Source organism: Klebsiella oxytoca NBRC 105695, from assembly GCF_001598695.1.
In the GTDB taxonomy this organism is placed as follows: Bacteria; Pseudomonadota; Gammaproteobacteria; order Enterobacterales; family Enterobacteriaceae; genus Klebsiella; species Klebsiella oxytoca.
The window spans coordinates 21,546-44,804 of sequence record NZ_BCZK01000005.1 but is presented as its reverse complement, the minus strand read 5'-3'; the positions used below and the strand labels follow the sequence as shown (position 1 = coordinate 44,804).

General features: G+C 52.9%; 22 protein-coding genes. 13 read left to right on the top strand and 9 right to left on the bottom strand.

The genetic code is table 11. From position 1 onward, the window contains the following. Positions 1-209: 209 nt before the first annotated feature. Entirely contained in the window at positions 210-1,364 is a 1,155-nt protein-coding gene (hpxO, locus tag KO1_RS10085; RefSeq protein ID WP_024273998.1) for an FAD-dependent urate hydroxylase HpxO, read from the top strand. A gap of 143 nt (positions 1,365-1,507) precedes the next feature. Here hpxO and hpxR read toward each other — a convergent pair whose 3' ends face one another. Further along, positions 1,508-2,440: a LysR family hpxDE operon transcriptional regulator HpxR gene (gene hpxR, locus KO1_RS10080; RefSeq protein ID WP_004100870.1), complete on the bottom strand. Its 933-nt coding sequence runs from the start codon at positions 2,438-2,440 to the stop codon at positions 1,508-1,510. A gap of 125 nt (positions 2,441-2,565) precedes the next feature. Here hpxR and hpxD point away from each other — a divergent pair, with 125 nt between their 5' ends. Then, positions 2,566-3,603 carry a molybdenum cofactor-independent xanthine hydroxylase subunit HpxD gene (hpxD, locus tag KO1_RS10075; RefSeq protein ID WP_024273997.1) on the top strand — a complete coding sequence of 346 codons (1,038 nt, stop codon included), beginning with the start codon at positions 2,566-2,568 and terminating at the stop codon, positions 3,601-3,603. Between the two features lie 13 nt (positions 3,604-3,616). Beyond that, on the top strand, positions 3,617-4,585 hold the full coding sequence (locus KO1_RS10070; protein ID WP_024273996.1) for a PDR/VanB family oxidoreductase: 969 nt from the start codon (positions 3,617-3,619) through the stop codon (positions 4,583-4,585). Positions 4,586-4,770: 185 nt separating this feature from the next. Here KO1_RS10070 and KO1_RS10065 read toward each other — a convergent pair whose 3' ends face one another. After that, positions 4,771-5,250, bottom strand: coding sequence for a hypothetical protein (locus tag KO1_RS10065; protein ID WP_162098346.1), 480 nt, complete (start codon positions 5,248-5,250; stop codon positions 4,771-4,773). A gap of 312 nt (positions 5,251-5,562) precedes the next feature. After that, on the bottom strand, positions 5,563-6,510 hold the full coding sequence (gene leuO, locus KO1_RS10060; RefSeq protein ID WP_064406923.1) for a transcriptional regulator LeuO: 948 nt from the start codon (positions 6,508-6,510) through the stop codon (positions 5,563-5,565). Positions 6,511-7,458: 948 nt separating this feature from the next. Between leuO and KO1_RS10045 the strand changes: the two genes are divergently transcribed. From KO1_RS10045 to KO1_RS10025, 5 genes are all read left to right on the top strand, one after another. Then, positions 7,459-7,839, top strand: a complete 381-nt coding sequence (locus KO1_RS10045) for a hypothetical protein (protein ID WP_023329474.1) — start codon at positions 7,459-7,461, stop codon at positions 7,837-7,839. 48 nt (positions 7,840-7,887) lie between these two features. Further along, the gene (locus KO1_RS10040) at positions 7,888-9,912 is read left to right on the top strand and encodes a protein-disulfide reductase DsbD family protein (protein ID WP_064406922.1); all 2,025 of its coding nucleotides are present in this window, start codon (positions 7,888-7,890) and stop codon (positions 9,910-9,912) included. Between the two features lie 6 nt (positions 9,913-9,918). Then, positions 9,919-10,641 carry a DsbA family protein gene (locus KO1_RS10035; protein WP_024273993.1) on the top strand — a complete coding sequence of 241 codons (723 nt, stop codon included), beginning with the start codon at positions 9,919-9,921 and terminating at the stop codon, positions 10,639-10,641. A 38-nt stretch (positions 10,642-10,679) separates the two neighbouring features. Further along, the gene (gene dsbG / locus KO1_RS10030; RefSeq protein WP_004100860.1) at positions 10,680-11,438 is read left to right on the top strand and encodes a thiol:disulfide interchange protein DsbG; all 759 of its coding nucleotides are present in this window, start codon (positions 10,680-10,682) and stop codon (positions 11,436-11,438) included. A gap of 105 nt (positions 11,439-11,543) precedes the next feature. After that, positions 11,544-11,879: a gamma-glutamylcyclotransferase family protein gene (locus KO1_RS10025; protein WP_024273992.1), complete on the top strand. Its 336-nt coding sequence runs from the start codon at positions 11,544-11,546 to the stop codon at positions 11,877-11,879. A gap of 51 nt (positions 11,880-11,930) precedes the next feature. On the opposite strand, the gene KO1_RS10020 is transcribed toward KO1_RS10025, so the two are convergent. Beyond that, on the bottom strand, positions 11,931-12,959 hold the full coding sequence (locus KO1_RS10020; protein ID WP_016807364.1) for an LLM class flavin-dependent oxidoreductase: 1,029 nt from the start codon (positions 12,957-12,959) through the stop codon (positions 11,931-11,933). 177 nt (positions 12,960-13,136) lie between these two features. Next, the gene (locus tag KO1_RS10015) at positions 13,137-13,514 is read right to left on the bottom strand and encodes a RidA family protein (RefSeq protein WP_004100855.1); all 378 of its coding nucleotides are present in this window, start codon (positions 13,512-13,514) and stop codon (positions 13,137-13,139) included. 390 nt (positions 13,515-13,904) lie between these two features. Between KO1_RS10015 and lysM the strand changes: the two genes are divergently transcribed. After that, positions 13,905-14,357: a peptidoglycan-binding protein LysM gene (lysM, locus tag KO1_RS10010; protein WP_004100853.1), complete on the top strand. Its 453-nt coding sequence runs from the start codon at positions 13,905-13,907 to the stop codon at positions 14,355-14,357. 244 nt (positions 14,358-14,601) lie between these two features. Here the strand turns inward: lysM and KO1_RS10005 are convergent, their stop codons facing one another. Then, positions 14,602-14,829 carry a cold shock domain-containing protein gene (locus KO1_RS10005; protein WP_004100846.1) on the bottom strand — a complete coding sequence of 76 codons (228 nt, stop codon included), beginning with the start codon at positions 14,827-14,829 and terminating at the stop codon, positions 14,602-14,604. Positions 14,830-15,275: 446 nt separating this feature from the next. Between KO1_RS10005 and cspE the strand changes: the two genes are divergently transcribed. Both cspE and KO1_RS09995 read left to right on the top strand, forming a co-directional pair. Beyond that, positions 15,276-15,488: a transcription antiterminator/RNA stability regulator CspE gene (gene cspE, locus KO1_RS10000; protein WP_004100844.1), complete on the top strand. Its 213-nt coding sequence runs from the start codon at positions 15,276-15,278 to the stop codon at positions 15,486-15,488. Positions 15,489-16,020: 532 nt separating this feature from the next. Further along, entirely contained in the window at positions 16,021-16,923 is a 903-nt protein-coding gene (locus tag KO1_RS09995) for a DMT family transporter (RefSeq protein ID WP_004112000.1), read from the top strand. Between the two features lie 112 nt (positions 16,924-17,035). On the opposite strand, the gene KO1_RS09990 is transcribed toward KO1_RS09995, so the two are convergent. From KO1_RS09990 to KO1_RS09980, 3 genes are all read right to left on the bottom strand, one after another. Next, the gene (locus KO1_RS09990) at positions 17,036-18,214 is read right to left on the bottom strand and encodes a MalY/PatB family protein (RefSeq protein WP_004100842.1); all 1,179 of its coding nucleotides are present in this window, start codon (positions 18,212-18,214) and stop codon (positions 17,036-17,038) included. Next, positions 18,204-19,679 carry a Na+/H+ antiporter NhaC gene (gene nhaC / locus KO1_RS09985; protein ID WP_017146173.1) on the bottom strand — a complete coding sequence of 492 codons (1,476 nt, stop codon included), beginning with the start codon at positions 19,677-19,679 and terminating at the stop codon, positions 18,204-18,206. The genes KO1_RS09990 and nhaC overlap by 11 nt, the downstream gene beginning before the upstream one ends. Positions 19,680-19,820: 141 nt before the next feature. After that, positions 19,821-20,831 carry a LacI family DNA-binding transcriptional regulator gene (locus tag KO1_RS09980; protein WP_024273991.1) on the bottom strand — a complete coding sequence of 337 codons (1,011 nt, stop codon included), beginning with the start codon at positions 20,829-20,831 and terminating at the stop codon, positions 19,821-19,823. Between the two features lie 427 nt (positions 20,832-21,258). Between KO1_RS09980 and KO1_RS09975 the strand changes: the two genes are divergently transcribed. Then, positions 21,259-22,776, top strand: coding sequence for a BglG family transcription antiterminator (locus tag KO1_RS09975; RefSeq protein ID WP_024273990.1), 1,518 nt, complete (start codon positions 21,259-21,261; stop codon positions 22,774-22,776). Then, complete coding sequence (locus KO1_RS09970; protein WP_004100834.1) at positions 22,766-23,239, top strand: PTS sugar transporter subunit IIA; 474 nt, start codon at positions 22,766-22,768, stop codon at positions 23,237-23,239. Before KO1_RS09975 ends, KO1_RS09970 begins: the two co-directional genes overlap by 11 nt. Positions 23,240-23,259 lie beyond the last annotated feature (20 nt).

The following is a 23,259-nucleotide window of genomic DNA, read 5'->3' as shown; positions in this document are numbered from 1 at the left end:
ATATGACCTCGGCGCGCCTATGAAACATTAGATTCTCAATTGAAAATTTAGAAATTATTGATTCATAAAAAGGCAATAAAAGCCGCTCTGCGCACCAACGTTGTGCAACCGCACGGTAGCGGGGAGCCCGAATCGGCGAAATCAGCGCCTGCGCCAAAGTGGTACGCAAATTGCTCAAGCCAATAACGACGTATGTAAAGGAGAAGGAAATGAAAGCATTAGTTATCGGCGGCGGAATCGGCGGCCTGAGCGCGGCGGTGGCATTAAAAAATGCCGGTATCCACTGTGAAGTGTTTGAAGCGGTAAAAGAAATCAAGCCGGTGGGCGCGGCCATCTCCATCTGGCCTAACGGCGTCAAGTGCATGAAGCATTTAGGCATGGGCGATATTATCGAAAACTACGGCGGACCGATGCATTTTCTGGCCTACAAGGAGTATCTGCGGGGAGAGACGCTGACTCAATTTAGCCTCGCTCCGCTGATTGCGCGCACCGGCGGACGCCCCTGTCCGGTTTCCCGCGCCGAATTGCAGCGCGAAATGCTCAAATTCTGGGGACGGGAGGCAGTGCAGTTTGGTAAACGCGTTACCCGCTGCGAAGAAAACGCCGACGGCGTTCGGGTCTGGTTTACCGACGGATCGATGGCGGAGGGCGATTTTCTGATTGCCGCCGACGGCAGCCATTCGGCGCTACGCCCGCACGTGCTCGGCTATACGCCGGAACGCCGCTACGCGGGCTACGTTAACTGGAACGGTCTGGTCAATATTGATGAAGCGATTGCGCCCGGCAATCAGTGGACGACCTTCGTCGGAGAAGGGAAACGCGTTTCGCTGATGCCGGTTTCCGGGGGGCGATTTTACTTTTTCTTTGATGTCCCGCTCCCGGCGGGGCTGGCCGAGGACCGCAGCACCCTGCGGGCGGATCTCAGCCGCTATTTCAGCGGCTGGGCGCCGCAGGTGCAGACGCTGATCGCCGCCCTCGACCCGCAGACCACCAACCGTATTGAAATCCACGATATTGAACCGTTCGCCAAGCTGGTTCGCGGCAGAGTTGCGCTACTGGGCGATGCCGGACACAGCACCACCCCGGATATCGGCCAGGGGGGCTGCGCGGCGCTGGAGGATGCGGTGGTGCTGGGGGAGTTGTTCAGCCAGAGCCGCGATATCAGCGGGGTTTTGCGTCAGTACGAAGCGCAGCGCTGCGACCGGGTGCGCGACCTGGTGCTGAAGGCGCGTAAGCGCTGCGATGTGACCCACGGTAAAGATATGGCGCTGACGGAAGCCTGGTATCAGGAGCTGAAATCCGAAACCGGAGAGCGAATTATCAACGGCCTGTGCGAAACCATTCAGGGCGGCCCGCTGGGGTAAAGATCCCGGTATCAGCCCCCTTCCCGGCTCGCGGCGTAAACGCCTTAGCCGGTCTACCGGTCAGCAGACGATGGTGAACTGGTAGCCCGGTCAGCGCAGCGCCACCGGGGAAGCAGGCCGCAGAGAATTGCAGGCCGGACAGTTTACGCAGACGGGAGGGAAGCCGCTGTCCCGCCCTGTATCGCCTCCATCACCGCGGTCAGCTTCTGGATCGCCATCTGCGCCGGACGTGAAAGCTGGCGTGATGGCGCGGCGCACAGGGCCAGGGTAAGCGGCCGCAGCAGACGGTTGCGCAGCGGGACAAACGCCAGCTGGCCGAGCGCGATCTCCTCCAGCACGTCCAGACGGCTGAGGAGGGTCACGCCGCCGCCTTTAAGCACCAGCGATTTAATCAACCGAATATCGTTGCAGCTGATGCTGTTCGTCGGGGAAAAATCATAATGGCGATAGAGCATCGCGACCCGCTCGTGGACGATCAGCGGCGCGCCGGGAAGAATATGCCGCTCCTCGCTTAGCTCGCCCAAAGACAGCATTTTAGCCTGCGCCCGAGGGTGATCCGGACACATCACCACCCCCATCTCCAGTTCGGCAAAAGCCAGCACGCTAAGCCCCGCCTGGCCTTCGGGATCGAGAATCAGACCGAAATCGAGATCCGCCTGCCGTACCTTCTGGCTGACGCTATGACTATCCGCCACCTGCAGATCCAGTTCCAGCCATGGCCAGCTGCTGATAATGTCCGCCAGCGCGGCGGCAAAGCTCCCTTCCGCCAGCGCCTGCACCATGCCGAGGCTGACGGAGCCGCGTTTAAGCCCCTGCAGCTCATCAAACTTTTGCCGCGTCAGCTGAAACTCCTTTTGCCAGCGCAGCAGATTGTCGTACAGCAGCTCGCCGGCGGTGGTCATGCGTAGCCCCTCCGGCAGACGCTCAAACAGCGGCGTGCCGAAATCCTCTTCCGCCTGCAGAATTTGCCGGTTGATAGCCGAAGCGGAAATATGCAGTTTCTCCCCGGCCCGCCGCAGGCTACCGCTGCGCGCCACTTCGGTAAAATAGATAGCGAAACGTGAAAATGGGCTCATCGTGGACCTGTTCTCTTTTTTGCAACAGCTGAATGAATTCTTGCTGATGGATGTCAACACCCTAATATGGCAACAATAAACTCACAACAATTAAACAAATATTTTTGTGAGCAGGAAGAGAAGCCATGAACAGACCACAACCTACCCCACCCGCCCACTGCACCTTTGCGCCAGAGGACTGGCTGCGCCTGGCAAAATGCTGGCACCCGGTTGCCCGCGCCTGCGATATTGGCCCCGCCCCGGTGAAAGCCACCCTGCTTGATGAACAGCTGGTCATCTATCGTATTAAGGGCCAGGTGGTCGTTGCACGCGACGTCTGCCCCCATCGCGGCGTACCGCTGACGCTCGGTTTTCACGATGAAGAGGGGATTGTCTGCCCGTACCACGGCCTGCGCTTCGGTGAGGATGGCCGCTGCAACCGTATCCCTTCCAGCCCCGACCAGCCGGTACCGGCGAAACTCAACCTCACCAGCTTTGCGGTAGAAGAACGTTATGGCCTGATCTGGACCTGCCTGGCCTTCGATCCGCAAGACCCGATGCCGCTGCCGGTGATGCCGCACTGGCACGACGATGGCTTTCAGCAAATCAACTGTCCGGCTTTTGAGGTCAACGGTTTTGCGGGTCGCCAGGTCGAGGGATTTCTTGATGTTGCCCATTTTGCCTGGATCCATACCGGGACTTTCGCCGACCCCAATAACCAGGTGGTGCCGGACTACAACCCGCAGGAAACGGCGTTTGGGTTTATCGCCGATTACTGGAGTTCAGTCGGCAACTATCCCGCCAGCACCGAATTTCGCGCGCCGGAAGGCTTCCAGTGGCTGCGCCATTTTGAAATGCATTTGCCGTTTACCGCCACCCTGACGATTCATTTTCCGGGGGACGCCAGGCTGGTGATTATGAACGCCGCCTCGCCGGTATCCTCGCGCATTACCCGTATGTTTGCGCCCATCGCGCGCAATTTCGATCTGCACGTACCGGTGGAAGACGTCCACGCCTTTAACCTGCGCGTCTTTGAGGAAGACCGCATGATGGTAGAGACCCAGCGCCCGGAAAGATTGCCGCTGGATTTAACGCTGGAAGCGCATATTCCTGCCGACCGCAGCTCCATCGCCTATCGGCGCGGGCTGAAGAAAATGGGCTTCGGCGATTTTTTCCTCGTGTAAGTGGAGCAGCACTATGAATGAGGTATTAAAGGTCATTGTCGACGGCCTCTGGCGTCAGGGAAGCCAGAGCCTCGCCGTCAGGCTGGTGGCGCCGGAGGGTCAGACGCTCCCTGCCTGGCAGCCTGGCGCGCATATTGACGTTCATCTGCCGTGCGGCATTATCCGCCAGTATTCGCTTACCGGCCCTGATAGCGTCGCTGACGGATATCTGATTTGCGTGGCCCTCGACAGCGCATCCCGCGGCGGCTCGCGCTACATTCATCAGCAGCTGCGCCCCGGCCAGACGCTGTTGATTTCCCCTCCGCGCAATCTGTTCCCTCTGCAGGCGGCAGAGCGGGTGACGCTGCTGGCCGCCGGCATCGGGATTACGCCGCTGTATGCCATGGCGCTAAGGCTGGAGGCAGAAGGCGTGCCGTTTACCCTGCACTACTATCTTAAGAGCCGCGCGCGCGGGGCGTTTATCCGCGAACTGCAACAGCGATTTAGCGCCGAAAGCGTGGTAATTCACTGTTCAAGCGAAGGGCGCAGCGCCAGGCAAAACCTGGATGCGGCGCTGAATAGTGCACATGCCGGGCAGCCGATATATCTCTGCGGGCCGGCAGGATTTATGGCCGCCGCGCACCGGGCCGCCCTGGCGCAGGGATGGGCGGAAGCGCGGATCCACAGCGAAGCCTTTCAGCCTGTCGCTACGCCAGCGGCGTGCGCAGAGGAAAACACCTTTAACGTGATCCTTGCCTCCTCGGGCGAACGCTGGCCGGTACCCGCGCATAAAACCATCGCTCAGGTCCTCCAGGAGAACGGCATCGCCGTCCCCCTCTCCTGCGAAATGGGGATTTGCGGCGCCTGCCTGACGCCGGTTATTGAAGGCATCGTCGACCACCGCGATACCGTGCAGTCGGAGGCAGAGAAATCCGCCAGCGCGCAGCAGATAGCCCTGTGCTGCTCGCGCAGCCGGTCAGCGAATTTGTGCATTGATTTATAGTCCGGCGGCGTTGGCCAGTGACCTGCCCGTAATACAATCAATCATAAGCCAGCGGGGGCACCGAGGGTTAATGACGAATAAGTACGATTTAACAGGCTCCATTGCCTCAAGCAATAATCTTATGAAGTAAAGGCGTTATCGCGATACATGATAAACATCGCGGCTGGCGAATGTTGTATGCAGTATTAACGAAAACTCCACTGCACGCTGATGACAAAAACGGCCGGGAGAATAATTCCGCTTTCGATGCCGAAATAATCGGTAAAGTTATACTGGAGACCATGGTAAATATAGGGAGAAAATCCAATGCCGGTCGCATCTTTAAAATCCTTATATGAGCCATGGTCGCCGCAGTGCTCAAAAGCATCGAAGAAAAATTCGCCGACGTAGCCATAAATCCCCTTAAATACCCAGCCGCTGCCCAACGACGCCCAGTCGCGGCGTACCCCGAGCGCAATACAGCGATCGTCAAAGCTGTTTTTCATCGTCCCGACCAGCAGGCTGTACTTCGAATCCGCGGAGAACTTGCGTTCAACCGAGGCAAACTGGTTATCAAAGCCCTCGGTGTACTGGCCGTGATTGTTTGACAGATGATAGATCCAGGAGCCGGTATTAACCGAATAAAGAGTGATTTCATCAGCCTCTGCGGCCGTCGACGCAGCCATCAGGGCAGCACTCGCCACGGCGATGGTTATCTTTGTGCCCATTAACATCATCCTCTGCTTGAGGTCGCCGCCCGGTTGGATAATCAGAGTATAGAAATCGTCGGTGGCCCCTGCCTGAGAAATGATAAATTTTCTGCAAAAAGATATTTAAATGTAGTTTTAAAGATGAATAATAATTAGATAGCGCATTTCGTCAGATAATTATGCCGCCAGGAAGCGAAAAAATCAGATATGATTATATTTCTCTGTTCAAGGATTGATTAAGGAGTCATAAAATACCTGGCGTGCCACCAGGCATTTTTTGCAATAGCATTAACGCTGGCAAATGTTAATCAGCAATTCCGCCATCCAGCGGTGGCTCCTCTCCTGGGCCGCCGTTTCATGCCATGAAAGATAGCAGGTGCGACTGTTCATTTCTAAAGGCAGCGGCAGCAGCTGGAGCGCAAACTGTTCTTCAAACTCTTTGACCAGCCACTCAGGCGCGATGGCCACCATATTGGTTTGCGACACCACGCTCAGCACGCTGACCATGGCGTTTCCGTGGAATGCGACGCAGGCCTGCTGTTCCTCAGAGCTATACCAGGGATGGCTGAATGAGCCGTAGCGATCCAGCGCGACGGTAGCGTGCTGCTCGCGATAAATATCCAGCTCGGTCAACGGCGATGCAATACGCGGATGATTCCGCCTGGCCACCAGCACCATGCGATCGTTGAACAGCGGGATGCTGGTGAACTCCGGGTGGTTGAACTTGTTGTAATCGAGAACAAATTCAACTTCCTGATAGCGAAGCTGGTTGATGACCTGCTGGCTTAGGGTAGATTTAAAGGAGAGACTGACCCGAGGCGCAATCTCGCTCACTTTATTAAAAATAAGCGGTGTCAGATAGTTATCCAGCGGGCTACAGACGCAAAGATGGTAAATACGTTCGCAGTCCAGCGGATCGAACAGCGTATCCGGTAGCTCATTTTGCACCAGCTGCAGAGCGCGTCGAACCGAGCCGAATAGCTGAAAGGCGCGATCGGTCGGTTTAATCCCACGACCGTTACGGACAAACAGTTCATCCTTAAACAGCACCTTGAGGCGCGATACCGCGCTGCTCACCGCTGGCTGGGACATGCCGAGCGTTTGTGCCGCCTTGGTTAAGCTTTGCTCTTGCATAACGGTATCGAAAATAGTCAGCAGGTTAAGATCGACTTTCCGTAATACGGGCTGCAGGACTTTCGGTTCAGAGGTTGGTTTAGATATTGTATTTTCACTCATGTAGGGAACTCCACCAGCACATTAATCAGCGATCCTGCTTCGTAACACTGAGACCTTTCGCCAAAGCAAAAAAACAGGCAGATAAATCATCATCGGCCACAGTAGCCATGTGTTATCGGTTTCCAGCAGCACGCTCAAATGGACGAAACTTATTAGTAAAATGGTAAACAGCAGAAGAATATGAAACGTGTTGTGTTTTCTGGAGAAAACGGCATAGCGGTAAAGCATTATTTTTCCTTTCGTTTACTCCTTGAACAAAAGAGAATACCATATAAAAAGTGGTGAAATTTCTGAAAAATACGCGACTTAATCCGAATAAGTTAATTCTCATTGAAATTATTAAGATGTTCTTAGGTAAATCGCAGAAAAAACCAAAATCCAGATATTAATTTACCGGCGGTAACCAATAATACTTTTCATTAACATTCCATCGCGATGAATAACTGACAACGGAAACTATTACACGCGTAATGGTCACCTCAATGCAGTAATCGTCATAAAGCGATTATCGGACTGTGATAAAGAAATCGTTAATTTCAGCGCTAGCGTCTTTAGCGCGCGTCATGACCGGGAAAGGCTGATGGACGGTCGGCGGTTGCCAGGTGTGCAATGTTAATCAGTGGGCTAAATCGGATTTGGGCCGCCATCGAGGCCTCGAACCCCGTTCCCTACAACGTACGTCGTTCGCTCTTCCTGATGAGCTAATGGCGGTCAGATGCTAATCGCTCAACGTCAGCAGCGGCGTGCCGATAACGATGAGCGGCGCGCATGGTATCGAGAATAATTAGCCATGTAAATAATATAAATGCATGAAATATCCCTGTGACAGCGCTATCTGCTGGAAAGTCGCCGCCCCGTTAAGCAGACAGACAAAACCTTACACGGTACCCTCTTGAACATTGATAAGTATTGTTTATGATCCTCGGTTCTGAAACGTACGGGTCACCTATGCGCAATCGTCAGCTTCCTGGAAAATGGTTTTTGGTATTGACTTGCCTGGTCATGGCTATTTGCCTTGTTCAGCGGGCGGTCTATGTACACCATTTTTTGGACAACGCCGCGCGCCAGGTTCAGGAACCCGCCGTCAGCGCACTGTCGCAGCAGCCGTCAGCGGATGAAGCTGAGCAAGGGCCCTCTCCCTGTCAGCTGAGCGCCAAATCTCTGCTCTGCGCGCAGCCGCTGTTCTTCGATGGCGCCTTACCGGCCATCATTCTGTTCCTTACTCTGCTTCAGCTGACTGCCGCGGCACGTGCCTGGGTCTTCCGGGACGATCCCGTTCGGCCGCCCACGCTACGAATTCATCTCAAAAACTGCGTTTTCCGTGAATGAAAAAATCGTTTTTTTAAACGATTAATTTTTTAATTCACGGAGAAAATAATGCTGAATATCTTCAGGGGCCTCGTCTTCCTGTTGCTGACCTGCGCGAGCGTTGCTCATGCGGCAGACACCGGATGGCTGACATCCCCACAGAACGACCACGCCCGGGTCCGCTTCCAGGCGGAGAAAAAGAACGATCGGATCGACGCCCTGCTCTCTATTGAGCTGGCTTCCGGCTGGAAAACCTACTGGCGCTCGCCGGGTGAGGGCGGCGTCGCCCCGCAAATCGTCTGGCATAACGGTGAACAGGCGCAGTGGTACTGGCCGGTTCCCTCAAGGTTCGAGATTTCCGGTCTGACGATCCAGGGCTACCATCAGCGGGTCGTTATCCCGATAATCATCACCGCCGTTCCCGGCGACCTGCTGGACGGTACGCTCACGCTATCCACCTGCAACAACGTCTGTTTGTTAACCGACTACAGGCTGCGTCTGGATTTGAGTCAGCCCGCCACTGCCGGTTTTCAGGAGGCTTTTGCACAGGCGATGCGAACCATTCCGACTGATAAAGGCGTGTCGGACGATCTCGCCGCGCATCGGGTCGGCAGCGACCTGGTGATAACCGCCACCACGGTCGGTGAGTGGAAAAACCCCGCTATCTTTTTTGATCCCATGGAGGGCGGGATAATCGCTGGCGCTCCGCGCCTCCGTACCGAGGGCGCCAGCCTCAAGGTAACGGTACCGGTAACCGATGAATGGGGGGAAGAGCCCGCAACCCTTGCGGGGAAAGCGCTGTCGTTGGTGCTGACAAATGGCGCAAAGGCGCAGCAGACCAGTCTGACGATCGGCGCAGATCTTGCGCCAACCTCAACGGTTAGCCTCTGGAAGATGCTGCTTTTTGCCCTGATCGGCGGATTAATTCTTAACCTGATGCCCTGCGTGTTGCCGGTAATGGGCATGAAGCTCAGCGCCGTGCTGCAGTCCGGGTCAGATAAGCGCGCGATCGGGCGGCGTTTTCTTGCTACCAGCGCAGGTATTCTGACCTCATTTGCCCTACTAGCGCTGATGGTAACGATACTGAAGCTTACCGGCGCGTCCCTGGGCTGGGGGATCCAGTTCCAGAACCCCTGGTTTATCGGCTTAATGATTGCCGTTACGTTTATCTTTTCGCTCAACCTGTTTGGCGTCTTCGAGGTGCTGCTACCGTCATCAGCCGTTAACCGGATGGCGACCGCCGGCGGCACCGGCATGGCGGGCAGTTTCTGTGAAGGCATTTTTGCCACGCTGCTGGCGACCCCCTGCTCTGCCCCCTTCCTGGGGACCGCCGTCGCTTTTGCGCTTGCTGCCCCACTGCAGGAACTGTGGCTAATTTTCCTGGCGCTCGGGCTGGGTATGGCCATCCCCTGGCTATTCGTCGCCCTGTTGCCCGGGTCGGCCGCTCTGATCCCGCGCCCCGGTCGCTGGATGAATTCACTGAAAATGGCGCTCGGCCTCATGATGCTGGCCTCCAGTTTTTGGCTGACGACGCTGCTGGGCCTCCATCTGGGTGAGACCCCCGGCGGCATTATTGCGCTGGTTCTTACCCTGGCGGCGCTGGCCGCCCTACGGGTAACCCATAAGCGTACGACATCTGCCTTCTGGCTGGTGATTATTGCGCTGGCGGCGTTTGCCGGCTTCCAGCTTCGCGGCCTGCTGGCAGGGGAGCCCGCGCGCGCTACCACGGAGGCAATGGCTCAGCCGATCCGCTGGCAGCCCCTTAGCGAGGAGGCTATCCAGAACGCGCTGGCGGCGGGCAAACGGGTCTTTGTCGATATTTCGGCCGACTGGTGCGTGACGTGCAAAGTGAATGAACATCGGGTATTAAATCAGCCCGCCATCATTAGCGCGCTCTCCCAGCCCGACGTAGTAGCGCTGCGCGGGGACTGGAGTCTGCCCTCCGAACCGATCGCCCGTTTCCTGCAAAGCAGAAATCGCTACGCCATTCCGTTTAATCAGGTCTACGGCCCAGGCCAGCCGCAAGGCGACATACTGTCGCCGCTGCTCGATAAACAAACCGTCCTCAACGCCCTCAGCCGTGCCAAAGGTTAATTTACGATGAAAAAAACGCTGCTTGCTTTCACTCTTCTTTCGGCCTCTTTGCCGACACTGGCATCTTCGCCGCTTACCCCTGCGCAGGAGGCTCGCGTCCAGGCACTGGTGCAGGAGACGCTGCTTAATCATCCCGAAATCTTGATCGCCGCCGCCGAAAAGCTCGATCGGCAGAATGCCCTTGCCGGGCAGGAACAGCTTCAGCAGGTTCTTACTCAGTACGGCGATGTTATCTTTCACGATCCCAACTCGCCGCGTATCGGCGCGCAGCGACCGAAGCTGACGCTGGTCGTTTTTACGGATCACAACTGCCCGTATTGCAAAAAGTTTGACCCGTATCTGCAGAAGATTGTCGAGAAATATCCGGATGTTGCCGTGGTCTTTAAATTTCTGCCCTGGCGTTCTGAAAGTTCGCTGACTTCGGCAAGGGCTGCGCTAACTCTGTGGCGTGCGCATCCTGAACAGTTTGTGAAATTTAACCATATCCTGATGGCAAAAAAGGGATATCACGACGGCGCCAGCATTGAGCAAGCCAAGACGAAGGCCGGGGTCAGCGTAGCAACGCCGGATGAACAAAGCCTGGCGACGATTAAGCAAAGCCTGCTGGTGGCCGAAAAGCTCGGCATTCAGGGTACGCCAGCCACAATCGTTGGCGACGAGATGCTGTCGGGCTGGATCCCCTGGGAGCAATTTGACGCCATGGTCAGCGACGCGCTGAAAAAACAGTAACCCTCTCCGGGGGGCCCCCGGAATTCAGAGGTAATGTGATGAAATATATTCTACTGCTGGCGGCCTGGATAATGCCGGGCCTGGCATCTGCCGGGGAAGCTCTCCCTCAGATAGTGAAAAATTTTGGCGAACAGCAAGGGATCGCCATGATTAAAGAGATCGATTCGCCCGGCGGGGTAAAAGGGTGGATCGGCCAGTATCAGGATATGGGGGTGACCCTGTTTTTGACGCCGGACGGAAAGCACGTGATTTCTGGATATCTGTATGACGAAAAAGGTAAAAACCTTAGCGAGGCCTATTTTCAGGAAGCCATCTATACCCCTTCAGGCCGCAAAATGTGGCAGACGCTGAATAATGCTCGTCCGCTGAAGGAAGGCGCGGATTCGGCTGCCAGAAAAATCATTGTCTTTGCCGATCCTTTCTGCCCCTGGTGCAAAGCGTTCTGGTCGGCGGCGCAGCCGTGGGTAAAAGCGGGCAAGGTCCAGCTAAATACCCTGCTCGTTGCTTTTCTCAATCCGAAAAGCGGCAGATACGCAACGGCGATCCTGAACGCGCGCGATCCGGCCGCCGCGTGGCGAGAGTATGAGCTTTCAGGCGGCAAAAAAGTGCCGCATTTTGAGGGCGTTACTCCACGCGACACCTTTAATCTTCTTCAGCATCATCAAAAACTGATGGATGATTTGGGCGCCAGCGCGACGCCGGCTATTTATTACATGAATGAGCAGAATGAGCTCCAGCAGGTCATCGGCATGCCCGACGAACAGCAGCTGCGGGAGATGTTCGGGCCAGCGCCCTGACAGATAAGGCGCTCTGCGGGGCGCCTTGCCAACCCAGGCCAGAGTTCGTATTTTATGGCCTGTTCTGCCCGTTTGGGTCTTCAACGCTTGAGTTAATGAGGGATAATGGAACGCTTATTTGTCTACGGCACGCTGCGCCCGGGCCACTCTAACGCCCATATTATGGACAGCATTGGCGGAGAGTGGCAGCCAGGCTACGTCACCGGCACCTTTTATGAACGCGGCTGGGGAGCAGCAGCAGATTTTCCGGGCATTGTTCTCGACAAAAACGGCCCCCGGGTGCCCGGCTTTCTGTTTCTGTCGGCGAATCTCGAGGCCCATTGGGCCATGCTGGATGCGTTCGAAGAGGGCTACGATCGCGTTGCTGTTGAAGTCACCACCGATGAGGGTCAGCGAGTGACCGCCTGGACCTACCAGCTACAGCCGAAGAGGATCCCGTAGACGATTTCGCCCCGCACAGCGATTGCCGGCGGGGCATCGACCGCGACTAACTCAGGCATCGCGCCAGCCCATTGCCGGCGCAACGTGCTTCAGAATCGACTCAATGACATGCGCATTATATTCCACGCCCAGCTGGTTCGGCACCGTCAACAGCAGCGTATCCGCTTCGGCGATGGCCTCATCCTGTTTCAGCTGCGTGATGAGCTTGTCCGGCTCTGCGGCGTAGCTGCGGCCGAAAATAGCGCGGGTTTTCTCATCGAGGAAACCGATCGAATCACTCTCGTCACGGCCTGAACCGAAATAGAGACGATCGCGATCGTCCATCAGGGCGAAAATGCTGCGGCTAACCGAGACGCGCGGCGTACGGGTATGGCCCGCCTGTGCCCACGCTTCGCGATAGGCGCGGATCTGTTTCGCCTGCTGAATGTGAAACGGTTCCCCGGTTTCATCATCCTTCAGCGTCGAACTTTGTAGGTTCATACCCAGCGTTGCCGCCCACTTCGCGGTAGCATTCGAACCGGCGCCCCACCAGATTCGTTCGCGCAGACCTTCGGAATGCGGTTCCAGACGCAGCAGCCCCGGCGGGTTGGGGAACATAGGCTGCGGATTGGGTTTCGCAAAACCTTCTCCGCGCAGGACGTCCAGCAGCACTTCGGTGTGACGACGCGCCATATCCGACTCGTTTTCGCCTTCGCCCGGGACGTAACCAAAATAGCGCCAGCCATCAATAACCTGCTCCGGAGAGCCGCGGCTGATACCCAGCTGCAGGCGGCCACCGGAGATGAGGTCCGCCGCACCCGCATCCTCTGCCATATACAGCGGGTTTTCATAACGCATATCGATCACGCCGGTGCCGATTTCAATTTTTTTGGTTTTCGCCCCTATCGCAGCCAGCAGGGGAAACGGGGAACTGAGCTGGCGAGCAAAATGATGCACCCTGAAATAGGCGCCGTCCGCGCCCAGTTCTTCGGCGGCGACGGCAAGGTCGATGGATTGTAACAGCGCATCAGCGGCTGAACGCGTTCCGGACTGCGGCGACGGCGTCCAGTGACCAAATGATAAAAAGCCAATCTTTTTCATGACGAAGTTTCCTGGTTTGCAGGGAGTCGTCGGTAGAGCGCGCCTTATGACAAGCGTGTCTGCCGCGTATCCCACTACTCTACGCGTAACCAGGTGAGAATAAATATCGTTTGTTTAACCGAATACTTCAAATAAATTGATAAAGCTATTTGCCGCCTCCCGGCCATGGGCGGTCCTTCAGAGGCCGAAAATCGCTTCAATTTCAATTTTAAGGTCGGGTGAAAAGAGGCGGCTGACTTCAACGAGAGAGCTGGCAGGCAGATGGTCACCGTAGTTTTGATAGAGAACCCGGCGTAATGCGTCGATCTCAGCAAATGAGGTTATAAAAATAGTGACTTTAATCAGGGATGAAAAATCAACGCCTTCTGCGTCAGCGATGGTTCTGATCTGCTTAAAGATCTCCTCCGCCTGGGCGGCGATGCTCCCCTGCTGCGCCTGCGTGCCGAACGCGGTTAACCCTGAAATATAGAGCGTGTTTCCGTGCGTTACCGAGTGAACGTAGGGAGCCTTGACTTCACCCAGTTGAGGATAATTTTTCCGTACCACCTTGCTCATGCTGACGTCCTTATTTCAGAGGAAAGGAGTCGTCATCCTAACATGCTTTAGCTAAGGCATTCAGTATGTCTCCTCCTGGCAAAAAATAGCATTACAGCCCTTATCTATGCTCTCTTCGCAGCCTGGTAAGGCGTTGCTACGGTACCGATATCGTTGCAAAACGGATCGCATAATGGCCGTGATGACTAGCGTTGATGCCGCGCCATCGCGGAGAATTTAAGGCAAATATCCTGCACTTTGACGCTTATTGCATATACTTCAATGGCAGGTTGCGCTTCTTTAAGACGTTGCCGCTACGGTGGAGGCATCCTGCACTTATCTATATTGGATATTGGATTATTGGGTCTGATGAAAATATTAATCATGAAGCAGTAATGGAGGTATGGAACGATGGGATTATTAAGTTTTGTGAAAGACGCGGGCGAGAAAATCTGGGATGCGGTTTCTGGCGGCAGCAAGGAAGATCGGGCCGAAAAGCTGAAAAAACACATTGATAACCTTAACCTGCCCGGCGCTGAAAAAGTGAATATTGATGTCGCGGACGATGGCACCGCAACGATAACGGGCGACGTCGGCTCACAGGAAGATAAAGAAAAAATTCTGGTGGCGGTGGGTAACGTCACCGGGGTAGGCCAGGTCAATGATAGCGTTAATGTGACGCAGAGCGGAGCGGAAAGCCGTTATTACACGGTGAAATCCGGCGATACCCTGAGCGCCATCTCAAAAGCGATGTACGGCTCGGCTAATGACTATCAGCGTATTTTTGAAGCCAATAAACCGATGCTGACGCATCCCGATAAGATCTATCCGGGTCAGGTGCTGATTATCCCGGCGAAGCAGTAAGTTATTTCGCTAAGCTTCCGTCAGTTCACTCACCACACTTCGTTTATTACCGGCCGGTCTGCTGGTCGGTAATTCACTCTCGACCATGTGAACGTTTATCAGGGCATTCTGCCTGGCAGCATCGCAGGCCGCTTTAGTGGCCGGGAGAGATAATTTTTCTGTCAGTTCGGGATGGCTTCTGCCACGGCGAACCGCAGCCGTCGAGATGGCACAATCGATGCCCTCTCCTCTCATGGTCATCGTTCTAAAATATCTCTTTATCGCACAGAATAACTTTCGTCGCCGCTGGACCTTTATCACCGCGATGTATGGCGAATTCAACTTTTTGCCCTTCAAAGAGGGTATTAAAGTTATCGCCGTGAAGCGCTGAGTAATTAACGGCGATATCTTTGCTGCCATCAAGAGGAGAGATGAAACCAAACCCCTTCGATTCATTATACCACTTCACCAGACCTTTAATTCTTGAGGACATACTCCCTCCAGTTACACAGCATGAAATTGAGAGAAACGTACAGGATCAAATTTTGGACTCAAAAGGAGGGGATATCAGCGATAGCGCCTGGTCATGAGAACTGCTCAGTAGAGTTTGATGTTCGTTTATCGCGCACAGATTAGGCCATTAATGCACGGATAGCGATAATAAGCAAATCAATTTTTAGCCATCCAGATATCCTGGCGCAGCAAAAAGCTTTATCAGGATATTTACCTGGAAATAAGTCTTGCTATCTATAGTGATGTGTGTGACTAATGAGGGGTCGGTTTAGCATACAGACATAATAAAGCGGTTTAGTAAAGCAGTCCTCATCTTAAGTGTTATCCGTTGATAATTCTTCCTTTTGAGTCTCCTTATCGTTATTAATTTGATTCTGTGCGAAAACCCTTTTCGCCGTAAGGCTCAGATATGTTGAGGTATTATCAATGTCTAATAAAATGACTGGTTTAGTAAAATGGTTTAACGAATCAAAAGGTTTTGGTTTCATCACTCCGGACAACGGTAGCAAGGATGTTTTCGTCCATTTTTCTGCTATCCAGAGCGGTGGCTTTAAGACCCTGAGCGAAGGCCAGAAAGTCGAATTCACCATTGAAGATGGCCAGAAGGGTCCTTCAGCGGGTAACGTCTACGCCGTTTAAAGCGCGCTCCTGCTTTAATGACCCTGACATCACGTCGGGGTTATTTATAATGAGAGTTTTTGAGATAATCGCGTCATTTTGCTATTTTCATGCTTTCGATAACCCCCCCCAAATGACGCCCCCAGAGTATTGCTATAACCCCTCCCACTGGTATATCTCTTTGCAGCAATAAATGCTCCCGTTTAGAGTCGTAATACCTTAAGCCACCGGCAAAGTACGCAGCCCTCGTTTTAAATTAACGGCGAGCGACTTCAGCAATTAAAAAGATAAGAATGTACAGTGCGTATCGTTTATGCTGCCAGTGAAGAGAGCCTGTCGATAAGGCGCGTCTCTATCAGTTTTTTCGCGATATTTTCTCAAGGTGGTTAAAGCCAGCACCTGCGGAAGGGATAGTAATGATGATAGCCATCCTGAATGACGCCGCTACCCATTGATTATTCATGAAAATTAAAAAAAACGTCCAATTTAATTGATGTTTTAAAAAAAACGTAGTTACCATGTAGTACAGTTTAAAGCGATGCAAGGAATCAGCATGCCCTACCTGTTACTTACGCTGGCAGCCCTGTTTTGGGGAGGGAATTATGTTGTAGGGCATATTCTCGTTCAGGGCGCAGATCCGATTGTTATGACGGAAGCAAGGTGGGCGCTAACCGCCGTGCTGCTGGTAGGGCTTTATCAACGTCAAATCCGCGAGAGTTGGCGTTTATTGCGTGGAAATGCATCGACGCTGCTGATTTTAACGCTGTGTGGGCAGGTGAGTTTCCCGCTAACCCTCTATATCGGTCTGCAGACCACCTCCGCGCTAAACGCCGCAATTTATATGTCGGCGACCCCCTGCATGGTGCTGATGATTAACCGTCTGATTTTCCATGACCGGGTTTCAGCGCGTAACTGGTGCGGCGTTGCGTTTAGCACCGCAGGCGTACTGCTGCTTCTGCTGCACGGCAATCTGACCAACGCCGAGGGACTCAAAGGATTTAGCCAGGGCGACCTGTGGGCCATGGGGTCTGCGCTAAGCTGGGCGGTTTATTGCTCTCTGCTGCGTAATAAAGATCGGCGTATTCCCGCCAACGCTTTCGTCGCCGTCAGTTCACTTATCGGCGCCCTGATTCTGCTTCCGGTGGTCATTTTCTGGCTATGGCGACACCCCGCCACCTCGTTCGCCGCGTACCACGATATCTCTTTCCTCACCGGCCTGGCGTATCTGGTTATCTTCCCCTCGTGGCTGGCCTATTTGTTCTGGAACAAAGGCATCGCCGCCATTGGCGCGACTCGCGGTGAAATTTACACTCACCTTATTCCGCTGTCTGGCGGGATATTGAGTATTCTGTTTTTACATACCCGGCCGCACCTCTATCACTTACTGAGCACGCTGTTAATTTTAATTGGCATCGCGATTTGTTCGATCGCAAAAAAGGAAACGGTGCATTCGTAAGCAGGAATGCACCGTTTTAACCCTGACAGGGGGAGGACAGACTCTCAGCACCTGCGCATTAAAACGGGCGACAGGAACTTCGCTTAGACGGACTCACCGAAGGCAATGTTATTTATGCTGTAAAAGCAATGCGTTTCAGTCCCTCCACCGCTTTTTCGAGGTACGCGCGCGGACACCCGAGATTAAGGCGAATAAAACCGCTGCCGGTTGCGCCAAAGCTGTTTCCCATTGAAGGGGCAATACCCGCAACATCCACCATGAGCCATTTCAGCTGTTCATCGTCCAGTCCCAGCCGTTTGCAGTCTATCCATAGCAGGTACGTCCCTTGAGCAGGGATGATGCGCGCCCACGGTAGATATTGCTCAACCTGCTGAATAAACCACCGTCGATTTTCTGCCAGATAGCGCAGTAGCTCATCCAGCCAGGGAGCGCCGTGTTGCCACGCAGCTGTGCTCGCTTCAATGGACAACGCATTGAAGACGTCCAGTCCATGAGCATCGAGACGGCGCATAAATTGTTCACGCAGCGCCGGCGACGGTATGAGAAAGTTCGCAATGCGTAGGGTAGATAAACCAAACGTTTTACTGGCGGAGGTGGCGGATATCACGCGCGAATGCCAGCGCTCCTCTAAATGCAAGACCGAAGTAAATGCTTCCCCTGGAAGCAGTAAATCGGCCCAGATTTCATCGGAAATTAAAATAACATCATACTCTTCACACAGCCGGAGCAACTCGCTCAGTTCCAGAGCTGACCAACACCGACCGGTTGGATTATGCGGATTACAGAGGATCATTAGCGGCGGGCGCTCTGTACGAAACAGCCTTTCCAGATGATCGAGATCCATTCTGTAGCCCTGGTCAGGCTCCTCATAGAGCGGATTATCCAGCAGGCGTCTACCGTTGAGCGAAATAATTTTGGCAAAAGATCCATAATAGGGTCCCTGAACCACCACCCCTTCACCGGGGTGGCTCAGCATTTGCACGAGGAGGGATAATCCGGGAACCACCCCTTCAATACTGCATATCCACTCTGGTTTTATAGCCAGCTGATGCCGCGTTAAGAACCATGAGATTAATGCGTCATAGTAGGTTTGCGGTCGTTCGCTGTAACCAAAAATACCGTGTTCAATACGCTGAACTAAGGCTTTCTGAACGTCCGGCGGGCAGCTAAAGTCAAAATCGGAAACCCACATCGGCAACAGTTCAGTGGCTTCTTCGCCAAAATAGCGCGTCATAAAATCCCATTTCAGCGATCCGGTATGGTGGCGATCAATTATTTTATTAAAGTCCATCTGGCTTCCCTTCCTGTTCTGTGGCCAGCATATTCGTTGCATTTTCTGCGGCTGGGGAGGTTTTCGCGATACCGATTCCGGTAAAGCCGAAAAATAAGGCAAAGAAGATGGCGGCATAGCACTGAACCGCCCAGGGCAGTAAATCCAGGGTGCTCACTCCCAGCGTCGTTGCCATATAGACCCCGGCAGAGGTCCAGGGTAATAAAGGCTCAATAACGGTGCCCGCATCTTCGATGGTTCGAGAAAGATTTTTGGTATCCAGCCCCATACGCCGGTAGGCATCTTTGAATAATTCAGCGGGTACCAGAAGAGCCAGTTTTCCATCGCTCGTTGCGCCAGTTACCAGAATAGTGGTGCCAATGGTGGCGGCGATGAGCTGACCGACGCTGTGAATAACCGTCAATAGGCGGTTGATAATAATGTTGAGCGCCCCCGTTAAGGTTAAAGCGCCGGCAAAGGAGAAAGCGCAAAACACCAGCAGAATGGTGCTCATCATAGAGAACATACCGCCACGGTTGAGCAGTCGCGGCACATCAGCAATGATGCCTTCGCTCCCCTGCGGGAACATGGAGATGTTGAAACCGTCAATAAAGGCATCCAACCCCTGCTTAAGGCTAAGCCCCTGCATCACGACGCCGAGAATCAGGGCTAACACGCAGGCGCCCAGCATTAAAGGAATGACCGGTTTTTTGCGAACCGCTCCCCACAGAACAATGACGGGCGGTAAAATCAAAACGATATTAAAGCGGTACAGCGACTCCAGCGCATTGACAATATCGGTGACCCGCTGCGGCGTCGCGACCTCGCCCAGCATATTGCTGTGACCGGCGATAAGATATACCGCCGCGGCAAGCAGAAAGCTGGGGATTGTGGTCCATAGTAAGTGCTGAATATGCTCGAAGAGCGTGGTATCGGCGACAATAGCGGCGAAGTTGGTGGAGTCAGACAGCGGTGAAATTTTATCGCCGAAGTAAGCCCCGGATACCACCGCCCCGGCAGCAGCCGCCAGGGAGACGTCCAGCCCGGCCGCGACCCCCATCAGCGCCACCCCCACCGTTCCCGCCGATCCCCATGATGTTCCGGTACACACCGAGACGACGCTGGTCAAAAAGAATGCGGCAATAAGAATATACTCAGGACTGATTAATTTAAGCCCCCAATACACCATATAAGGAATGGTGCCGCTGAACATCCAGGTGCCAATTAAAGCGCCAACGCAGATGAGGATCATAATGACTGGCATCGCTTTCGCCAGTTTATCCACGACCGAACTAATGATCTCTTCCCACGTAAAGCCCTGCCATAAGGCTAATACGGCGGCTACGGCAGCGGAACAGAGCAGTAGCGGTTCGATTCGCAACCCCATGATGCCGTAGCCAATAATTAACAGCATTAGCATGGCTAAAATAGGGACGGTGGCCAGGCCAAATGAGAGCGTTTTTTTCTGCTTTTGAGAGGCATTCATAACTAGAACTCCAGTCTGTAAGGTCGTTCAAGGGTAACTGCCCCCCCTTTTGCCTGACTGTGATCCTCCGTTCGCCTTCATGTAAGCGATTACATGAGACTATTAAATTTGAAGCCGATCACACTTGTGAGGCTTGACGATTTAACTACCGCTCCCGGGAGAAAGAACGGAATCGCGGACCACCAGCTCCGCAGCGAAGCTATTGACGCAGGGCTGCTGGGTGGCGCCTTTAAAGAGCTGGATCGCCAGCTGCGAAGCGCAACGCGCCATTCGCTCAACCGGGTAATGCATTGTTGTCAGCGCCGGATAGAGATAACGCGCCATCACCACATCATCGAACCCGACTATTGAAAGCTGCTGCGGTAGCGTAATGCCTTTCAGATGCAGGATACGCATGATGCCGGCCGCCATCACATCATTAAAGGTTACCGCCGCGGTAAAAGGGATCCCGCAGTTAAGAAGCTGATGCGCCGCGCGTTCGCCGCCTTCTTCGTTAAAAGGAACGCTTATCACCCAGCTCCTGTCCGGGGTAATGCCGTATTCCGCTAGCGCCTGGCGATAGCCTTCCAGCCGCTCGCGGCGATCGATTATCGGTAAGTCGCTCGTCACGCAGGCAATACAGCGGTGCCCCTGCTCAAGTAAATGCAGCGTTGCCTTTTTTGAGGCCTCGCAGTTCTCCAGCCAGACGCAGCGATTGGCCATCCCGGCAATATAGCGATTTACCACCACCATCGCGGGGAAATGGGCGGCATAACGTAGCAACTCCTTTTCCGCCAATCTGCTCGCATGGACCACGATCGCCTCACAGCCCTGGTTGATTAGAAAATCCAGCCCGGCTTTTTCCATCCCTTCATCATGCCCGCCGCTGCATACCATCAAGCGGAATTGTTCCTGCCGTGAGACCTCCTCGACGCCGCGGGCGAGGCGAGCGAAAAAGGGATCGGCAAGGTTACCGGTCAATAACCCGAGCATATCGCCGCTGCGTTTCGCCAGCGCCAGCGCCGCGGCATTGCGATGATAATTCAGTTCACGCATCGCTTTTTCAACACGCTCACGCGTTACCGGTTCAACCCAGGCAGTTTGATTAATAACGCGCGAAACCGTCGCGGTTGAAACCCCCGCAAGCTGTGCAACATCCTTTATTGTTGCCATTCCCCTTCCTTTTATGCTTTAGATTTAACTGAGATTCATAGTACCGTGGTGGTGATATTTTCTGTAGCGATCGCTGTCGTTTTATTTAAAACCGCAAAATCCCCTTGGATCACTTTATCAATTTTAATAATAGCTTTAGTTTTAGCTTCATTGAGGTTTGCGCTCTTTTTGTAAAAGATCAACATAAAGAATTAACAAAAAGAACATTCTAATCATATCATCCCCACAGCGTGTTATTCAGATATTATATTCTTTTCCATCAGGGACAATTTCTTACATATCTCCACGTATAATGATGTATCTGCCTTGTTGCCTGCTGTTCATTATGATGGTTTACATATGTTCATCTCCTGGTATTTCCCTTTGTCATGCCAGCCGCTATAACTAACGTCATTAAGGCGCCAACTTATCTTTGTAGGAGCGGATAATGAAAGTGCTCAGTAAAAGACAAATATCATTAATCAATCATTTAACGCAGGAAAGTGGCTGGCTGGCCACCTCCCGGGCGGCAAAAATACTCAATACTTCAGTCAGTACGCTCAGACGAGATGTTGAAGCTATTAACCTTTATTTCACTGATAAAGGTCATTCTGTACTCAGTAAACCCGGTCTGGGCCTGAAGCTTGAGGCGAACGACGTTGTTCCCCTCCCCCTTATCTCCGGGGATGCGCAGGTTGTAAACATACTTAAAAACAAGCGGCTGGTGGGCATTGCGACCGATTTGCTGACGCATTCTCCCACGCCATTATCTATCAGCTTTTTAGCTGAGAAATACTTCATCAGTCGCTCTTCCATTGTGGAAGACCTAATTAAAGTTGAAAAATGGCTAGAGTGTTTCTCCCTTAGAATGATAAAGAACCATACCGGTACGTTTATTGACGGTAATGACTATGACATCCGCATGGCGCTTAAGGAGATCATTACTCATAGCGTTTTATGTAACTATCACATGACCGATAGCAGAATCGATAGGTTCTCTCGCGTACAGCTTATCAAAGAATTTGGTAAAGACAACGTGGCCAACTGTATCAATTTGATTGCATTTATCGAGGATGAATTAACCTGCGCCATTAGCGAGCCCTACTATACCAATCTGTTTTCACATTTACTGGTCACCATCAGACGTCTGGAGAAGAGAATCGTTTGCCCGGCTGATGAAGCTGCGCCAGTGCATGACAACAAGGAATGGCAGATTGCTGAAAAAGCTATCGCATGGCTTGAGCAGAAATATACGCTCAGGTTCCCGCAAATCGAGATTAATTATATTTATCAATATCTTGTTTCATCCGGCAAGCATCCCGTTCATGCCGTCCATCCTGACAGAGGAGTGCAGGACCAGGAAGCGTTACATTATGCCATTAAGTTAACCAGTCTACTTTCGCAGCTGCTTAAATGTGATTTAATCTCCGATCAGCCGCTCTTGAACGCTCTGGTTATGCATATTAAGCCGATGTTGAACCGTCTGGCTTTCCGCATCATTATTCATAACCCTTTGCTGGATGAGATTAAAAAAGAACTCTCTCCGGTATTTTTAGCGGTCAGAAACGCAACTATGCAAATCAATAATTACAGTAAACACGATCCCCCCTCTGAGGATGAAGTCGCCTATTTAACGGTATACATCCAGGCGGCAATCGAAAAGATTAAAGAAAATAAGAAAATCATCCTTGTCTGTTCAAGCGGAGTCGGTACATCTCAGCTCCTGTACAGCCGGATTACCAAAGCCTTCCCCGACTGGGAGATTATCGACATTGTTCCCGGCAGTCGATTAAAGGAGACGTTAGCTGAAAAAAAGTGCGACCTAATCATATCCACCATCCGAATAGAGGAAATGATGATCCCTGTTGCCTATGTTTCCGCACTATTTTCTGCGAAAGACATCATTCGGGTGACCGAAGCCTTATTCAGCAAACGCCAGACTCAGGAGAGTGAATATGTTAAATAAAATAGTAATCAGCGATCTGTTAAGTAAGGCCTGCGTTATTACTGAGATGCAGGCAAAAAGTAAAATCGACGTCATCGAGCAGTTGACTCAGGCGCTGTGCGATGAAGGCGTCATTGATAATAAACAAGGTTTTATTAAAGATGTCCTGGCTCGTGAAGCCCTGGGATCGACTGGTTTTGAAAACCAAATAGCCATTCCTCATGGCAAATCCTGTTGGGTCAATGAAACAAGGATAGCCGTCGCAAAACTGAAGGATAATGTCGACTGGGAAACCATGGATAGTTCAGATGTTAAGCTGGTTATTCTTTTTGCGGTAAAAGAAGCCGACAGCGGAGCGGGACATATAAAAGTTCTCGCTCGTATATCTATCGCCCTGGGTGACGATGAGGTTGTTGAAAAGCTAATTAATGCCAGTTCGCCAGAGGAACTCTACCGCTTAATTATTAACAATACCGGAGAGTAGTATCCTCACAAGGAGAATAA

Excerpts from the sequence above, each read along its gene's own strand:
- hpxO (WP_024273998.1), top strand. The coding sequence starts at position 210 with ATGAAAGCATTAGTTATCGGCGGCGGAATCGGCGGCCTGAGCGCGGCG.
- hpxR (WP_004100870.1), bottom strand. The coding sequence starts at position 2,440 with ATGAGCCCATTTTCACGTTTCGCTATCTATTTTACCGAAGTGGCGCGC.
- hpxD (WP_024273997.1), top strand. The coding sequence starts at position 2,566 with ATGAACAGACCACAACCTACCCCACCCGCCCACTGCACCTTTGCGCCA.
- KO1_RS10070 (WP_024273996.1), top strand. The coding sequence starts at position 3,617 with ATGAATGAGGTATTAAAGGTCATTGTCGACGGCCTCTGGCGTCAGGGA.
- KO1_RS10065 (WP_162098346.1), bottom strand. The coding sequence starts at position 5,250 with ATGGCTGCGTCGACGGCCGCAGAGGCTGATGAAATCACTCTTTATTCG.
- leuO (WP_064406923.1), bottom strand. The coding sequence starts at position 6,510 with ATGAGTGAAAATACAATATCTAAACCAACCTCTGAACCGAAAGTCCTG.
- KO1_RS10045 (WP_023329474.1), top strand. The coding sequence starts at position 7,459 with ATGCGCAATCGTCAGCTTCCTGGAAAATGGTTTTTGGTATTGACTTGC.
- KO1_RS10040 (WP_064406922.1), top strand. The coding sequence starts at position 7,888 with ATGCTGAATATCTTCAGGGGCCTCGTCTTCCTGTTGCTGACCTGCGCG.
- KO1_RS10035 (WP_024273993.1), top strand. The coding sequence starts at position 9,919 with ATGAAAAAAACGCTGCTTGCTTTCACTCTTCTTTCGGCCTCTTTGCCG.
- dsbG (WP_004100860.1), top strand. The coding sequence starts at position 10,680 with ATGAAATATATTCTACTGCTGGCGGCCTGGATAATGCCGGGCCTGGCA.
- KO1_RS10025 (WP_024273992.1), top strand. The coding sequence starts at position 11,544 with ATGGAACGCTTATTTGTCTACGGCACGCTGCGCCCGGGCCACTCTAAC.
- KO1_RS10020 (WP_016807364.1), bottom strand. The coding sequence starts at position 12,959 with ATGAAAAAGATTGGCTTTTTATCATTTGGTCACTGGACGCCGTCGCCG.
- KO1_RS10015 (WP_004100855.1), bottom strand. The coding sequence starts at position 13,514 with ATGAGCAAGGTGGTACGGAAAAATTATCCTCAACTGGGTGAAGTCAAG.
- lysM (WP_004100853.1), top strand. The coding sequence starts at position 13,905 with ATGGGATTATTAAGTTTTGTGAAAGACGCGGGCGAGAAAATCTGGGAT.
- KO1_RS10005 (WP_004100846.1), bottom strand. The coding sequence starts at position 14,829 with ATGTCCTCAAGAATTAAAGGTCTGGTGAAGTGGTATAATGAATCGAAG.
- cspE (WP_004100844.1), top strand. The coding sequence starts at position 15,276 with ATGTCTAATAAAATGACTGGTTTAGTAAAATGGTTTAACGAATCAAAA.
- KO1_RS09995 (WP_004112000.1), top strand. The coding sequence starts at position 16,021 with ATGCCCTACCTGTTACTTACGCTGGCAGCCCTGTTTTGGGGAGGGAAT.
- KO1_RS09990 (WP_004100842.1), bottom strand. The coding sequence starts at position 18,214 with ATGGACTTTAATAAAATAATTGATCGCCACCATACCGGATCGCTGAAA.
- nhaC (WP_017146173.1), bottom strand. The coding sequence starts at position 19,679 with ATGAATGCCTCTCAAAAGCAGAAAAAAACGCTCTCATTTGGCCTGGCC.
- KO1_RS09980 (WP_024273991.1), bottom strand. The coding sequence starts at position 20,831 with ATGGCAACAATAAAGGATGTTGCACAGCTTGCGGGGGTTTCAACCGCG.
- KO1_RS09975 (WP_024273990.1), top strand. The coding sequence starts at position 21,259 with ATGAAAGTGCTCAGTAAAAGACAAATATCATTAATCAATCATTTAACG.
- KO1_RS09970 (WP_004100834.1), top strand. The coding sequence starts at position 22,766 with ATGTTAAATAAAATAGTAATCAGCGATCTGTTAAGTAAGGCCTGCGTT.